The organism is Pseudomonas sp. NPDC087614 (assembly GCF_044743485.1).
Classification (GTDB): domain Bacteria; phylum Pseudomonadota; class Gammaproteobacteria; order Pseudomonadales; family Pseudomonadaceae; genus Aquipseudomonas; species Aquipseudomonas baetica_A.
The window spans coordinates 19,310-34,495 of the sequence record NZ_JBIUWN010000061.1; the positions used below are offsets into that span (position 1 = coordinate 19,310).

Genomic DNA, 15,186 nt, shown 5'->3' on the forward strand with positions numbered 1-15,186 from the left:
GGGATCGCGCCTTCGAGCGAACGCAAGCGGTTGATGTAAGCCACGTTACAGCGTTCCAGTGGCAGGCTATCCAGCCTGCCGCTTTATGCACTGGCAACGAAGGAGAAGCTGTATGCAAGTCAACATCAGTGGACACCAACTGGAAGTGACCGAACCTCTGCGCACCTACATCAACGAGAAACTCGAACGATTGGAGCGCCATTTCGACAAGATCACCAACGTACAAGTCACGATGTGTGTCGAAAAGCTCAAGCAGAAAATCGAAGCCACCTTGCATATTCCCGGCAGTGAAGTGGTCGCCAACGCGGAACATACCGATATGTACGCCGCGATCGACGCCCTGACCGACAAGCTGGATAAACAACTCAAAAAGCATAAGGAAAAGACCCAGAGCCTGCTCCAGGGCGCTACCGGTCGATAACCCCCCACTCCATGATCCGACTTGAAAATATCCTGACCCCCGGCCGTTCTCTTGTGAACGTGCCGGGCGGCAGTAAAAAGAAAGCCCTCGAACAAATTGCCAACCTGATCGCCCGCGAAGTGCCGGCGCTGGAGATGCAAGATGTCTTCGAGGCCCTGATTGCCCGTGAAAAACTCGGTTCCACCGGTTTTGGCAACGGCATCGCCATTCCTCACTGTCGCCTCAAGGGTTGCATTGAGCCTGTCAGCGCTCTGCTTCACCTCGACGCCCCTATCGATTTCGATGCGATCGACGGCGCCCCCGTTGATCTGTTGTTTGTACTGCTGGTCCCAGAAGCCGCTACCGATGCGCACCTGGAGTTACTGCGTCAAATCGCCAGCATGCTCGACCGCAAGGAAGTACGCGAAAGACTGCGCAGCGCTGCCGGCAGTGAAGCCTTGTACCAAGTGGTACTGGAAGAGCAGAACAGGCATTAATCATGCGCTTGATCATCGTCAGTGGCCGCTCCGGCTCGGGCAAAAGCACCGCACTGAATGTCCTTGAGGACAGCGGTTACTACTGCATCGACAACCTGCCGGCAGGCTTGTTGCCAGAACTGGCTGAACGCGCACTGATACACACCGAATTGGCACAACCGCTGGTGGCCGTGTCGATCGATGCGCGCAACCTGCCGAGCCATCTCTCGCGTTTCCCCGAGTTGCTGGAAGAAGTCCGCAGCCGCCACATCCAGTGCGATGTGCTTTATCTGGACGCCGACGAAGAAACCCTGCTCAAGCGTTTTTCGGAAACCCGTCGGCGTCATCCACTGAGCACCGCCAACCGCTCACTGGCCGAAGCGATCAGCGATGAAACCGCCCTGCTCGGCCCAATCGCCGATCTGGCCGACCTGAAGATCAACACCACCCACCTGAACCTGTACCAGTTGCGCGACACCATCAAGTTGCGCCTGCTCAATCAGCCTGAACCCGGAACAGCATTTCTCGTTGAGTCATTCGGCTTCAAACGCGGCATGCCGGTCGATGCAGACGTGGTGTTCGACGTGCGCTGCCTGCCCAACCCGTACTGGAAGCCAGAGCTGCGCGCGCAATCGGGTCTCGATGCGCCGGTGGCCGAATACCTGGCGGCGCAGCCGGAAGTCGAGGAAATGTTCCAGGACATTTACGCCTACCTGCACAAATGGCTGCCGCGTTTCGCCGCGAGCAATCGCGCCTACGTCACCATTGCCATCGGCTGCACCGGCGGGCATCACCGCTCCGTCTACCTGACCGAACGCTTGGGTCAGGCCCTGCACAAAACCCTGAAGAACGTCCAGGTTCGCCACCGCGACCTCACTTAAAGGATTCACACCGCGATGCCTGCTCTGGAAATCGAAATCATCAACAAACTGGGCTTGCACGCCCGGGCGTCGGCCAAGTTCGTCGGGGTTGCAGGTCAGTATCCGGATTGCACGATCAGAGTAGGCCGCACACCAGAAACGGTAGTGGATGGCAAAAGCATCATGGCGATGATGATGCTGGCTGCCGGCAAGGGCACAAAAATCTATTTGAGTACTGAAGGACATCAGGAACAAGAAGCGCTGGATGCGTTGGTGGCGTTGATCAACAACTTCTTCGACGAAGGTGGCTGATCGTCGAACAATCAAAAAATCGCAGCCTCGGCAGTGCCAGGGGCCGGCATAAAAAAGGCGCGCCACCCAATCGGATGGCGCGCCTTTTTTGTGTCGCGGGCGGGGCTTAGCTGCCCGCCACCGTCATCCGTTCGATCAACACGGAACCTGTGCGAATATTGCTGCGCAGCTCCAGATCGTTACCGACCGCGACGATCTGCTTGAACATATCGCGCATGTTGCCGGCGATAGTCACTTCCTGCACCGCGAACTGGATTTCGCCGTTCTCGACCCAGAATCCCGCCGCCCCGCGCGAATAGTCACCCGTGACCATATTCAAACCATGGCCCATCAACTCGGTGACCAACAGCCCACGCCCCATGCGCCGCAGCAGTGCGGCCTGATCCTCATCGCCATGAGTGACAAACAGGTTGTGTACGCCGCCAGCGTTGGCCGTACTTGGCATACCGAGCTTGCGACCGGAATAGGTCCCAAGGATATACGACACCAACTCACCTTTTTCGACAAACGGTTTGGCATAAGTCGCCAGGCCGTCACCGTCATACCAGGCGCTGCCCATGGCACGCATCAGATGCGGACGTTCGTCGATGGTCAGCCATTCCGGAAACAGCTTCTGCCCCAGCGTGCCTTCCAGGAACGACGATTTGCGATACAGACTGCCGCCGGATACCGCCGACAAGAAACTGCCAAACAAACCGCCTGCCAGTTCTGCAGAAAACAGCACCGGCACCTCGCAAGTCGGCACCGGACGCGCCCCCAGACGGCTCGCCGCCCGTTGTGCAGCGCGTTGGCCGATGCTTACCGGATCCGCCAGCAAAGTGCCCTGACGGTTCACGTCGTACCAGTAATCGCGCTGCATCTGGCCGTCGGCCTCGGCGATCATCACGCAACTCAGGCTGTGTCGCGTCGACGCGTAGCCACCAATGAAGCCATGGCTGTTGCCGTAAACGCGGCAGCCTTGATGGGTGCTGAGGGTGGTGCCATCGGCATTCTTGATCCGCGCATCAGCATCAAATGCCGCCGCCTCACAGATCAAAGCCTTCTCGATGGCCTGCTCCGGCGTGATATCCCATTCGTGGAACAGATCGAAATCCTGCTGATCCCTGGCCATCAGCGCAGCATCAGCGAGGCCCGAAGCTTCGTCCTCGGAGGTGTGCCTGGCAATGGCGAGTGCGGCGGCAACGGTTTCGCGAATCGCCTCAGGCCCCGTGGCAGACGTGCTGGCAGAGCCCTTGCGCTGACCGACGTACAGCGTGATGCCAAAGCCCTGATCGCGGTTGAACTCGACAGTTTCGACTTCGCGCTGGCGGACCGATGTCGAAAGGCCCTGCTCCAGCGACACCGCCACTTCACAGGCACTGGCGCCCTGACGCTTGGCTTCGGCGATGATCTGCTCGACTTGTTCCTGCAGTGCCGGCAATGCCTGCGGGCCGACGCTTTGAACTGCACTCATGCTCATCTCCACTCAAATTCTGCTTTCGGCGGGGGCCATCGAGCGACCGGGCCGGACAAGCGGCCCCCGACTGGTTATCATGGCGGCGTTTCTTTGCGGACTGCCACCATGGTTGATTCTTACGACGACTCCCTCGATACGGGAGAAAAAAGCAAATCTCAGGTCAAACGCGAGCTGCATGCTCTGGTTGACCTCGGCGAGCGCCTTACAACACTCAAGCCTGACTTGATCGCAAAACTGCCGCTGACCGACGCCATGCGCCGGGCCTTGGCCGATGCGCCCAAGCACACCGCGAATATCGCGCGTAAGCGGCATTTGCAGTTCATCGGCAAACTGATGCGCGATCAGGACACTGACGCGATTCTGACTCTGCTCGATCAACTCGATGCCTCGACTCGTCAGTACAACGAGCGTTTCCACAATCTCGAACGCTGGCGTGATCGCCTGATCGCGGGCGACGATGCCGTGCTGGAGAAATTCGTCGTCGACTACCCGGACGCCGATCGCCAGCAACTGCGTTCCCTGATCCGTCAGGCTCAGCACGAGGTTGCGCAAAACAAACCTCCTGCTTCCAGCCGTAAAATCTTCAAATACATCCGTGAGCTGGACGAGACTCAACGCGGTCTGCGTTGATATTCGTCACTGGGTGGTCGCCCTGCGCGCCACCCAAAGCTCCATCTTTTCTTATGCGCCCGTGCCACCCACGGTGATCGCATCGATTTTCAGCGTTGGCTGGCCAACACCCACCGGCACCGACTGTCCATCCTTGCCACACGTCCCCACACCGCTGTCCAGCGCCAGGTCGTTACCGACCATCGACACCCGGCTCATCGCCTCAGGGCCGTTGCCGATCAACGTCGCGCCTTTGACCGGCGCAGTGATCTTGCCGTCTTCGATCAGATAGGCCTCGCTGGTGGAGAACACGAACTTGCCACTGGTGATGTCGACCTGACCGCCACCGAGGTTGGCGCAATAGATGCCTTTCTTCACCGAAGCAATGATTTCTGCCGGGTCGCTTTCGCCGCCCAGCATGTAGGTGTTGGTCATCCGAGGCATCGGCAGATGTGCATAGGACTCACGACGCCCGTTACCGGTGCGGGCCACGCCCATCAGGCGTGCATTGAGCTTGTCCTGCATGTAACCCTTGAGTACGCCGTTTTCGATCAGCGTGGTGCACTCGGTCGGCGTGCCTTCATCGTCGACGCTCAGCGAGCCGCGACGGCCGCTCAAGGTACCGTCATCGACAATGGTGCAGAGCTTTGAAGCAACCATTTCACCCATGCGGCCGCTATAGGCGGAACTGCCTTTGCGGTTGAAGTCGCCTTCCAGACCGTGGCCGACCGCTTCGTGCAGCAGCACGCCGGACCAGCCCGAACCCAGCACCACCGGCAAAGTGCCGGCCGGCGCCGGAATCGCTTCGAGGTTCACCAGCGCCTGACGCAGCGCTTCACGGGCATAGCCCATGGCGCGGTCTTCGGCGAGGAAATAACGGTAGTCGGTACGCCCGCCGCCGCCATGCCCGCCACGCTCGCGACGGCCGTTTTGCTCAACGATCACACTGACGTTGAAGCGCACCAGCGGTCGCACATCCGCCGCCAGACCGCCATCAGTGGAAGCCACCAGAATCCGCTCCCAGACCCCGGCCATGCTCACGCTGACTTGCTGGATACGCGGATCGAGTGCGCGGGTAGCCACGTCGATGCGCTTGAGCAGCTCGACCTTCTCGGCACGGCTCAGCACTTCCAGCGGATTGTCCGGCGCATACAGTTGCGCAACGTCTTGGCTGGTAAATGCCTGCACCGTGCCGTTCTGCCCGGCGCGGGAGATCGAACGAGCCGCTCGCGCCGCAGCGCCGAGGGCTTCAAGGGTGATCGCGTTGCTGTAGGCGAAACCGGTTTTCTCACCGGACTGCGCCCGCACACCCACACCCTGATCAAGGTTGAAGCTGCCTTCCTTGACGATGCCATCTTCCAGCGCCCAAGACTCGGAGATCTGACCCTGGAAATACAGGTCGGCGGCATCGATGCCCGGGCCGGCCAGATCGCCAAGCACGCCTTGCAGGCTTTCGATCGTCACGCCGCCGGGCGCCAACAGGTGATCACTGACTGAGGACAACAACTCGCTCATAGGTTTACGCCTTAAATTCGTGTTCTGAGGCAGGCCGCTGTGCGCCCTGCGAGAAAAACCGCCGATGACTCGTCACCGGCATCCGCGCCCTGATGGACGCTTGTTCATCGCTATCGCGTTCGGCCAACAACACCGCTTCGCCTTGATCCTGATGCGCCAGCACGCGGCCCCACGGGTCGATGATCGCCGCGTGACCGAAGGTTTCCCGCGGCCCCGGATGTATCCCGCCCTGCGCTGCCGCCAGCACATAACATTGAGTCTCGATGGCCCGCGCGCGAATCAGCACATCCCAATGCGCCGCACCGGTCACCGCGGTGAAGGCTGACGGTGCGGTAATCAACTCGGCACCGGCCGCGCGCAATTCGCTGTACAACTCCGGGAAGCGCAGGTCGTAACACACTGTCAGACCGACTCGGCCGACCGGCGTGTCCGCCACCACCACGCTACTGCCATAAGCATAGTCATCGGATTCGCGGTAACGGCCGCGATTGTCCGCTACATCGACATCGAACAGATGCAACTTGTCATACCGTGCAACGATTTCGCCCTGATCATTGACCAGCAGCGAGCAGGCATGTGACTTGGCCTCCGGCTGATCCAATGGCGGCAACGGCAACGTACCGGCCACTATCCATAACCTGAGGTCACGGGCGGTCTGTTTCAACCACGGCAGGATAGGCCCTTCGCCCAATGCTTCGGCTCGACCGATGTCGGCGATGTCGCGACGGCCCATGGCGGCGAAGTTTTCCGGCAACACGGCCAGCCTCGCGCCACCGGCCGCCGCCTGTTCGAGCAGGCGGCGGGCCTGGGCCAGATTGGCCTGCACGTCACTCTGGCTGACCATTTGAATGACCGCTAAAGACATGGCGAACTCCGCAAGAGGTAAGCGGCCATGCTACTCCATCGGTTCAGGGGCTGGCTGTTCAAAAAGGCTTGTCGAACGTGATTTTCGGGTCTTTCCATGGCCCTTTGACGGTGTATTTCACGCTGGCGAAGCGCGCCACACGATCACCGATCAGCTTGTCGATCAGGAACAGCGCACCACCGATCGCCGGTGCGCCAACGATGAGTGCGGCAATCGGCAGGTTGTTGGTCACCGGCAAGGTCACCAACAACCTGGCATCAACCTGATCGGCGACCAGATCCAGCGTACCGTCCAGTTCGAAGGTACTCGAAGGCCCGGTCAAACGAATTGGTTCGCGGGTCACATACACACCGTTGTTCGCCACCAGTAATCCTTTGACGCGGTCGTAGCTCAAGCCTTTGCCGAACAAGTCGGAGAAATCCAGACGCAAACGACGGCCGATAGCGTTGAAGTTGAGCAAACCAAACACCCGCAATGCCTGTGTTCCGCCCTCCACTTCGACAAACTGGCCCTTGTTCAGCGACGCATCCAGAGTGCCGGAAAAACGCTTGGTCGCCAGCCACGCGGGCGAGCCCGGCCAGCGGCCATCGACATCCATATGGAATTCTTCACTGGTCACACTCGGCGCAAAGCCCCAACCCTTGAGGACATCGGCAAGGTTCTTGCCGCTAATCCGGCCTTTGAACCAGCTATTGGTCGCACCCGGCGCGCCCTCCCAACCGCCATTGCCCTGCAACAGGATGCCTTTGAGGCCCATGTCGAGGTTATTCAGGGCGATGCCTTTGCCGGTCGGTCGCACCTTGAGCGACCAGCCACCGACCAGGTCCTGGCCCAGGAACAGTTGATTGATGGTGATATCCAGCGCGGGGATTTTCGCAGGATCAACCGAGGCCAGCGGATCAGGAGAGTTCTCGTCGGCCTGCTCCTTCGGATCCGGTGCCGGCAAACGCACATACTGAAGGTTGACCCCAATCGGCGTGTTTTTCGCGTCGGCAAGGCTGGCAGAGCCTTTGACCTGCTGACTGTCGAGCGCCAGGTTCCACGCCGCGGATTTACGATCGACCTGCACCGAGGCCTGATCCAGCGTGGTACCGAACGCCGTCAACTTGCCGACCTTGAAGTCAGCGCTACTGAGCAGTTGCTTGGCACTGCCACCCGGGTCCTGCCCGGCGTACTTGTTGAGCAGATCCTGCCACGGCGCGATATCAAGTTCCGACAGCACACCACGAATTCGCAAGCCCTTGGCGCTCGGCAGCACGGCTTGGCCTGCACCGAGGAACAGTTCACCGCGCCCCTCGGCGAATTGGGTCGGCGGCGCGGCAAAGGTGAAATTGGCCAGTTGACCGTAATTGACCCAGTAACGCCGCTCCTGCCCCTGCAGGGTCATGCGCAACTCCGTGTCACGACCGACATCCGCCGCCATGCCGAACGGTGCCGGCAGATCGACCGCGACGCCTTTCATTCCGGAGCTGACCATCAACTGGCTGTTGGCGCCGTCCAGGTTCAGTTGCAACTGATAGGGAATCGTCCCGGACACTGGCAACGGCTGTGTCACACCCAGCCAGTCGGTGAGTTTCTTGACCTCGACCTGCCCCGATGCCGCGACCCGGGTTTTGAGCTTGCCAGGACTACCGTCGGCAAAAATTTGCGCGGTGACCGGTTTATCGAACGCTCGCGCCGCAATGTTCTGACCACTGAGGCCTTTGGCGCTGTCGAAACGGAAATCACCCTTGAGTTGAGTCAGTTCCAGCTTCGGCTCGGCCAGTTTCAGCCGCGCATTGGCAGTCGTGAAGTCGACCAGGATTTTCGGCTGATCGCCGCCCTTGTCCAGCGGGATGTCCAGTTTGAGTTTGCCCTGCAGGTCGCCCGCACCTTCCCAGCCGCCGAACGTTTCACCCGTGCCAATCGGTGCGTCTTGAAGAATCTTCAGTCCATCCCCCAAACCGCCGGCAAATGCCCCATCAAGGAACATATGCGTATGTTGTCCGGCAGGCACATGGGGAATATTGACGAAAACGTCGCTGATCCGGGTGTCGAGCAATTGGCCCTCGCTGGCCAGAATTCGCACACCACTGTCCTCAATGAACACATCGCCACTGACCTTGCTCACATGCGGCCAGCCGGGCTGGAAGGCCAGTTCGGCGTCATGCACCTTGAAGAACAGACTGATGCTGCGGTCGGCGTCCCCGGCGTTCTTGCTCAGAGACCCTTGATACTGGAAGAAGCCCTGATCCACCGCGCCTTTGAGGATTGCCGTGCGCAACCATTCGTCGAGTGCCGGGCTGAGGACTTGCGGCAAGTACTTGGCGGTGTAGCGACCGTCGCCATCGACCAGACCGACCCGCAGGTCCATGTAGTCTTCCTGGCTGTGATCAAAATGCAGGCGGATCAGGAAGTCGCCGGCAATCTTGCCTTCTTCGCCCAGTACCTTCAGGTACGGCGCGATCAAAGTGAAACCGTCCTTGTCGAGCTTCCAGGTCAGTCGGGCGTTGGCCTGAATGTACTGCCAGGGTTTGGCGAAAATCGGATCCAGGTGCAGGACGAAATCCTTGCTGTCCATGCGCAACTCGCCACCGTCGAGGTTGCCCGTCAGGCTACCGCTGACATTTCGTGCCGCCGGCGCGCCGTGATAGGCATCGAAACCGACGCTGTCGAGGTTGGCAGCGAAGCCGAACTTTGTACCGTCAGTGGCATTCGGACGGAAATCCAGCAGCACGTTGCGCAGCACGCCGGTCACTTTCAGGCGCTCGACCACCGTGGCAACCTCCTGCGGTAGCGGGCCCAATGCGTTGAGGAGCGGCGTGATCGGTGTCAGATCGAGACGATCGGCCTGCAAATGCCAGCGTTCGTCGACCTTGTCGGTAGCGCGTGTCTGCTGGAGTTGCACGCGAGATTCCCAGCGGGTTTCACCGAAGTTCATCGCCAGCGAATCGAGAGTGACGGTGGCGCCATCGGCGCTGTTTTCGTAGTAGGCATTGAGCGCCAGATTGTTGATCTGGATCGGCTTGCGCTCGGCGTAAGCGCCATTGAGTTGCGGGGCATTCAAACGCAGCGCCGCACTTTGCAAAGTGCCTTCAGCCCAGTTCACCCAAAGCTCGCCGCCGGCCTTGATCTCGGAGAAATTCCATTGCCGGGTCAGGCGCTCGGGCAGCCACTTCGACCAGTCACTTTGCGGCAGACTGGCGTAGCCTTCCAGGGCGCTGTCCTGCCATTGGCCCGCGCGAATCCGCGTGCGCAGGCTCAGCGCGACCGGTTGACCATCAGGCAAGGTCAAGCGTGCGTCGAGGCGTTGACGACTGGCACCGGTTTTCAGATTGAGACCAACATAGGTGAGGGTCATCGGCGCGTGATCCAGTGGCTGCAGGGTCACTTGGCTATCGAGGACAGACAACTGCCGAATCATTTGCGAGCGATTGAACAGTTGCTCCGCATCCAGTGGCTGATCCTTTTGCACCGGCAAGCCTTCCAGCGCCCAACTGCCGTCCTGCGCTTCCTTGAGGCTGATTTTCAGACCATTGAGTTCCAGATGGGCAATACGCACTTCACGAGCCAGCAGACTGGCCCAAAGATCCGGCACCACCCGCACCCGATCGAGGCGCAAGGCATTGGCGCCGTCACCGACCATCACATCATGGGCCAGCAGGATCGGCGCAAATCCCTTCCAGTTACCCTCCAGTTCACCGATCTGAAGTGGCATACCGAGGGCGGTGCTGGCTTTGTCTTCGATCTCGGCGCGGTATTCGGCCACCAGCGGCGTCAGTTCGCGGCCAAGGCTGACATACAACGCCATCAACACCAGAACCAACGCGCACAGGCTCAGCCCCCATCGGGTGAGTGCGGCCAGAATACGTGTCAGACGGTCCATGTCAGTTGGCTCCCATGGCAAAAAAACTGCGAAAAGCTGAGGCCAGCCGCTGTTGAAAAAGGGTGATGCAGGAATTCAGAGCAGCACCACGTCGTATTGTTCCTGGGAATACATGGTTTCCACCTGGAAGCGTATGGTGCGGCCGATAAACCCTTCAAGCTCGGCGACGTTTCCTGATTCTTCATCAAGCAAACGATCCACCACTTTCTGGTTCGCCAACACGCGATAACCCTCGGCCTGATAGGCCCGGGCTTCACGAAGGATCTCGCGGAAAATCTCGTAACAGATGGTCTCAGGCGTCTTTAACTTGCCGCGCCCCTGACAACTGCTGCACGGTTCGCACAGTACTTGCTCAAGACTTTCGCGGGTGCGCTTGCGAGTCATCTGCACCAGGCCCAACTCGGTGATGCCGATGATGTTGGTCTTGGCGTGATCACGCTCCAGTTGCTTCTCCAGCGTGCGCAATACCTGGCGCTGGTGCTCTTCATCTTCCATGTCGATGAAGTCAATGATGATGATCCCGCCCATATTGCGCAGGCGCATCTGCCGGGCAATCGCGGTGGCCGCCTCGAGATTGGTCTTGAAGATGGTTTCTTCGAGATTGCGATGGCCGACGAACGCGCCCGTGTTGACGTCGATGGTGGTCATGGCCTCGGCCGGATCGACTACCAGATAACCGCCGGACTTGAGCGGAACCTTGCGTTCAAGGGCTTTCTGGATTTCGTCTTCGACACCGTACAGGTCGAAAATCGGGCGCTCGCCCGGATAGTGCTCCAGACGATCGGCGATTTCCGGCATGAGTTCGGCGACGAACTGCGTGGTTTTCTGGAAGGTTTCCCGAGAATCAATGCGGATTTTCTCGATCTTCGGGTTAACCAGATCACGCAACGTGCGCAGGGCCAGACCGAGGTCTTCGTAGATCACGCTTGGCGCTGCGATGGTTTTGATCTGTTCGTTGATCTGATCCCACAGGCGTCGCAGGTAGCGGATGTCCATGAGGATTTCATCGGCGCCGGCACCTTCGGCGGCGGTACGCAGAATGAAGCCGCCGGCCTCTTTGATGCCTTCTTTGGCCACGCAGTCGCTGACCACCTGCTTGAGCCGCTCGCGCTCGGCCTCCTCTTCGATTTTCAGGGAAATACCGACGTGAGCGGTGCGCGGCATGTACACCAGATAGCGCGACGGAATCGACAGTTGCGTGGTCAGACGCGCGCCTTTGGAGCCGATCGGGTCCTTGGTGACTTGTACAACCAGACTCTGGCCTTCGTGCACAAGCGCGCTGATGCTCTCCACCGCCGGGCCTTCACGCACGGAGATTTCGGCTGCGTGAATGAACGCTGCACGATCCAGGCCGATGTCAACGAACGCAGCCTGCATACCCGGCAGCACCCGGACAATCTTGCCTTTATAGATATTGCCGACGATCCCGCGTTTTTGCGTGCGCTCGACATGGACTTCTTGCAGCACACCGTTTTCGACCACCGCCACGCGCGACTCCATCGGCGTGATGTTGATCAGAATCTCTTCACTCATGGCAGGATCTCGTTCAGGCATGTTCACGATAATGGCCGCATCTGGATTCATACGACGCTCATTGCGCGTTCAGGTTTTGCCAACAGGGTATGCCGAAATGGCCCAACAGTTCTGCGGTTTCGCAAACAGGCAACCCGACCACCGCCGAATAGCTGCCATTGAGCCCCGCGACAAACACCGCACCGAGCCCCTGAATGCCGTAACCTCCGGCCTTGTCCCGGGGTTCGCCGCTGGCCCAATAGGCGCCAGCCTCTTCACCGCTGATCGGACGGAACCGCACCAGACTGCGCACCACCCGCGACTCGCAATGCAGGTCTTCAAGCACCGCGATGGCGGTCAGCACTTCATGCTCCTTGCCGGACAACAGCATCAGCATGGCGCATGCGTCAGCTTCGTCCACCGGTTTGCCGAGAATTTTGCCGTTGAACACCACGGCGGTGTCGGCCCCCAGGACACAGCATGCCAGGTCGGACGCGAGCGTACGACGCCCGGCCTCGGCCTTGCCGCGTGCCAGGCGCTCAACGTATGCCGAAGGCGATTCTTCAGGGAGAGGGGTTTCATCAATGTCCGCGCTGATGGCGTGGAACGGAACGCCGATCTGCGTGAGCAACTCACGCCGACGCGGCGATCCAGAGGCGAGGTAAAGCGGCTTCATCAAAACATCTCCCTGTTCAGTGCCTTGCTTCACCGGATCAATTGATTTTGTAGCGCCGGCTCAATCCACGCAAAGCAAAGCTGATCCAAGGCCAAAGCAAGGCGCTGACCAGTGCCGGCAGCAGCAACGCCAGGGTCGGCTGGCGGTTGCCAGTCAAAGCGCTGAGCCACAACTGGACGAGTTGCGCGAGGCCGAAAATCACCAGGATAACCAGACACTGCTGCCACATCGGGAACATTCGCAGGCGCTGTTGCAATGACAACACCAGGAAAGTGATCAACGTGAGGATGAGCGCGTTTTGCCCAAGCAACGTGCCGTAGAGCACGTCTTCAGCCAGCCCCAGACAGAACGCGGTGACCATGCCGACCATATGCGGCATGTACAGCGCCCAGAATGTCAGGAGCAAGGCCAGCCAAAGCGGGCGAAGAATTTCCATGAATTGCGGTAGCGGCGACACGCTGAGCAGCATGCCGATGAGAAATGTCAGCCAGACGATCCAGCCGTTTCGCGATGCGGTAGCCCCGACCATTACTCTTGTCTCCCGGTGGTGGCCGGCGCGGCGACAGGCGGTTTGGCCGCTGGCCGGGCAGCAGGCTGGTTCGCAGGTGGTTTTGCAGCGGCGGGCGGTTTGTTCGCAGGTGGTTTCACGGGGGTAGCACCGGCAGCGGCGGCGGGCGTTGCAGGTGTGGCGGCAGGCGTTGCAGCCGCTGCGGGTGCGGTTTTCGGCACAGTCGCCGGCATCATTGGGCCACCGCCCTGCGCATCCAGATCCTCCTGCGCTTGCGCTGCATCGTTGGCGCGCTCTTCGGCGGTGCGATTGTCGCTGAATACCAGCAGCATGTAGCGGCTACGATTGAGCGCTGCCGTCGGCACCGCACGGACGATGGCAAACGGCTGGCCGGAATCGTGAATCACTTCTTTCACGGTTGCGACCGGATAGCCCGCCGGGAAGCGCTGGCCGAGACCGGAACTGACCAGCAGATCGCCTTCCTTGATGTCGGCGGTATCCGCCACATGACGCAGTTCCAGGCGTTCCGGGTTGCCGGTGCCGCTGGCAATCGCCCGCAGACCGTTACGGTTTACCTGCACGGGAATGCTGTGAGTGGTGTCGGTCAACAGCAATACACGGGAGGTGTAAGGCATCAACTCGACCACCTGCCCCATCAGACCACGCGCATCGAGCACCGGCTGACCGAGGACCACACCGTCGCGCTCACCTTTATTGATGATGATGCGATGGGTGAAGGGATTGGGGTCCATGCCGATCAACTCGGCCACTTCGACCTTTTCGTTGACCAGCGCGGAGGAATTGAGCAACTCGCGCAGCCGAACGTTCTGCTCGGTGAGGGCCGCTAGCTTTTGCATGCGCCCCTGCAGCAGCAGGTTTTCGGTTTTGAGTTTTTCGTTTTCGGCGACAAGCTCGGTGCGGCTGCCGAACTGGCTGGCGACACCTTCCCACAAGCGACCGGGCAGGTCAGTGATCCAGTAAGCGTCCATCAGCACCAGCGACATCTGGCTGCGTGCAGGCTTGAGCAGACTGAAACGCGCATCGACCACCATCAGTGCGACCGAGAGCACGGCCAGCACCAGCAGGCGAACGCCCAACGAAGGGCCCTTGGCGAAAAGCGGTTTAATAAGCCGCTCCTCCCAGGCAAATGTTCTGTTTATTCATACGGCATCAAACCGGCCTGGATGAAGACTGACAGAAGATAAACGCCAACAGGCAGCACTGCAAAGTGCTGCCTGCGCGCTCACCCACGTATTGCAATCGGCGACTTATTCGCTGGAGAGCAGATCCATGGTGTGCTTATCCATCATTTCCAATGCACGGCCACCGCCGCGAGCAACACAGGTCAGCGGATCTTCGGCAACGATCACCGGCAGACCGGTTTCCTGAGCCAGCAACTTGTCGAGGTCACGCAGCAGCGCGCCACCACCGGTCAGCACCAGGCCGCGCTCGGCGATGTCGGAAGCCAGTTCCGGCGGCGATTGCTCCAGCGCGCTTTTCACGGCCTGAACGATGGTTGCCAGGGACTCTTGCAGAGCTTCCAGCACTTCATTGGAGTTCAGGGTGAATGCGCGTGGAACGCCTTCGGCCAGGTTGCGACCGCGAACATCGACTTCGCGAATTTCGCCACCCGGGTAGGCCGTACCGATTTCCTGCTTGATGCGCTCAGCGGTGGATTCACCGATCAGGCTGCCGTAGTTACGGCGCACGTAGGTGATGATCGCTTCGTCGAAGCGGTCGCCGCCAACGCGCACGGATTCGGCATAGACCACGCCGTTCAGAGAGATCAGTGCGATTTCAGTGGTACCACCACCGATATCCACGACCATCGAGCCGCGAGCCTCTTCTACCGGCAGGCCGGCACCGATCGCAGCAGCCATTGGCTCTTCGATCAGGAACACTTCACGGGCACCGGCGCCAAGGGCCGACTCACGGATGGCGCGACGCTCAACCTGGGTGGATTTGCATGGAACGCAGATCAGTACACGAGGACTAGGCTGCAGAAAGCTGTTTTCGTGAACCTTGTTGATAAAGTATTGCAGCATCTTTTCGCAGACGCTGAAGTCGGCAATTACGCCGTACTTCATCGGACGAATGGCAGATATGTTGCCCGGTTTAGGGCAGTGCTTGCG

14 protein-coding genes are annotated in these 15,186 nt (G+C 59.9%); 5 read left to right on the plus strand and 9 right to left on the minus strand.

The features are described 5' to 3' along the window. Positions 1-112: 112 nt before the first annotated feature. From hpf to ACIOWA_RS20575, 4 genes are read left to right on the plus strand one after another with little or no spacing between them, the layout of a single operon-like run. Positions 113-421, plus strand: a complete 309-nt coding sequence (gene hpf, locus ACIOWA_RS20560) for a ribosome hibernation-promoting factor, HPF/YfiA family (RefSeq protein WP_187676780.1) — start codon at positions 113-115, stop codon at positions 419-421. Positions 422-432: 11 nt separating this feature from the next. Further along, positions 433-897: a PTS IIA-like nitrogen regulatory protein PtsN gene (gene ptsN, locus ACIOWA_RS20565; RefSeq protein WP_339431749.1), complete on the plus strand. Its 465-nt coding sequence runs from the start codon at positions 433-435 to the stop codon at positions 895-897. 2 nt (positions 898-899) lie between these two features. After that, positions 900-1,757, plus strand: coding sequence for an RNase adapter RapZ (gene rapZ, locus ACIOWA_RS20570; RefSeq protein WP_221730039.1), 858 nt, complete (start codon positions 900-902; stop codon positions 1,755-1,757). A gap of 15 nt (positions 1,758-1,772) precedes the next feature. After that, on the plus strand, positions 1,773-2,048 hold the full coding sequence (locus ACIOWA_RS20575; protein ID WP_339431748.1) for an HPr family phosphocarrier protein: 276 nt from the start codon (positions 1,773-1,775) through the stop codon (positions 2,046-2,048). A gap of 106 nt (positions 2,049-2,154) precedes the next feature. Here the strand turns inward: ACIOWA_RS20575 and pmbA are convergent, their stop codons facing one another. After that, positions 2,155-3,501, minus strand: coding sequence for a metalloprotease PmbA (gene pmbA / locus ACIOWA_RS20580; RefSeq protein ID WP_401161623.1), 1,347 nt, complete (start codon positions 3,499-3,501; stop codon positions 2,155-2,157). A gap of 108 nt (positions 3,502-3,609) precedes the next feature. Here pmbA and yjgA point away from each other — a divergent pair, with 108 nt between their 5' ends. Continuing rightward, on the plus strand, positions 3,610-4,134 hold the full coding sequence (yjgA, locus tag ACIOWA_RS20585) for a ribosome biogenesis factor YjgA (protein WP_221730042.1): 525 nt from the start codon (positions 3,610-3,612) through the stop codon (positions 4,132-4,134). Positions 4,135-4,185: 51 nt separating this feature from the next. Here yjgA and tldD read toward each other — a convergent pair whose 3' ends face one another. The 8 genes from tldD to mreB all read right to left on the minus strand — a co-directional run. Further along, complete coding sequence (gene tldD, locus ACIOWA_RS20590) at positions 4,186-5,628, minus strand: metalloprotease TldD (protein ID WP_016771693.1); 1,443 nt, start codon at positions 5,626-5,628, stop codon at positions 4,186-4,188. A 4-nt stretch (positions 5,629-5,632) separates the two neighbouring features. Beyond that, entirely contained in the window at positions 5,633-6,493 is an 861-nt protein-coding gene (locus ACIOWA_RS20595) for a carbon-nitrogen hydrolase family protein (RefSeq protein WP_401161625.1), read from the minus strand. A 58-nt stretch (positions 6,494-6,551) separates the two neighbouring features. Next, entirely contained in the window at positions 6,552-10,358 is a 3,807-nt protein-coding gene (locus ACIOWA_RS20600) for a YhdP family protein (RefSeq protein ID WP_401161627.1), read from the minus strand. 75 nt (positions 10,359-10,433) lie between these two features. Continuing rightward, positions 10,434-11,891 carry a ribonuclease G gene (gene rng / locus ACIOWA_RS20605; protein ID WP_339431744.1) on the minus strand — a complete coding sequence of 486 codons (1,458 nt, stop codon included), beginning with the start codon at positions 11,889-11,891 and terminating at the stop codon, positions 10,434-10,436. Positions 11,892-11,949: 58 nt separating this feature from the next. Then, positions 11,950-12,546, minus strand: a complete 597-nt coding sequence (locus ACIOWA_RS20610) for a Maf family protein (RefSeq protein ID WP_339431743.1) — start codon at positions 12,544-12,546, stop codon at positions 11,950-11,952. A gap of 37 nt (positions 12,547-12,583) precedes the next feature. Beyond that, positions 12,584-13,075 carry a rod shape-determining protein MreD gene (gene mreD / locus ACIOWA_RS20615; protein WP_339431742.1) on the minus strand — a complete coding sequence of 164 codons (492 nt, stop codon included), beginning with the start codon at positions 13,073-13,075 and terminating at the stop codon, positions 12,584-12,586. Beyond that, a complete protein-coding gene (gene mreC, locus ACIOWA_RS20620; RefSeq protein ID WP_339431776.1) occupies positions 13,075-14,181 on the minus strand; it encodes a rod shape-determining protein MreC in 1,107 nt (368 codons plus the stop codon). The genes mreD and mreC overlap by 1 nt, the downstream gene beginning before the upstream one ends. Positions 14,182-14,322: 141 nt before the next feature. Beyond that, the coding region (gene mreB / locus ACIOWA_RS20625; RefSeq protein ID WP_401161630.1) for a rod shape-determining protein MreB at positions 14,323-15,186 on the minus strand (864 nt) is incomplete at its 5' end.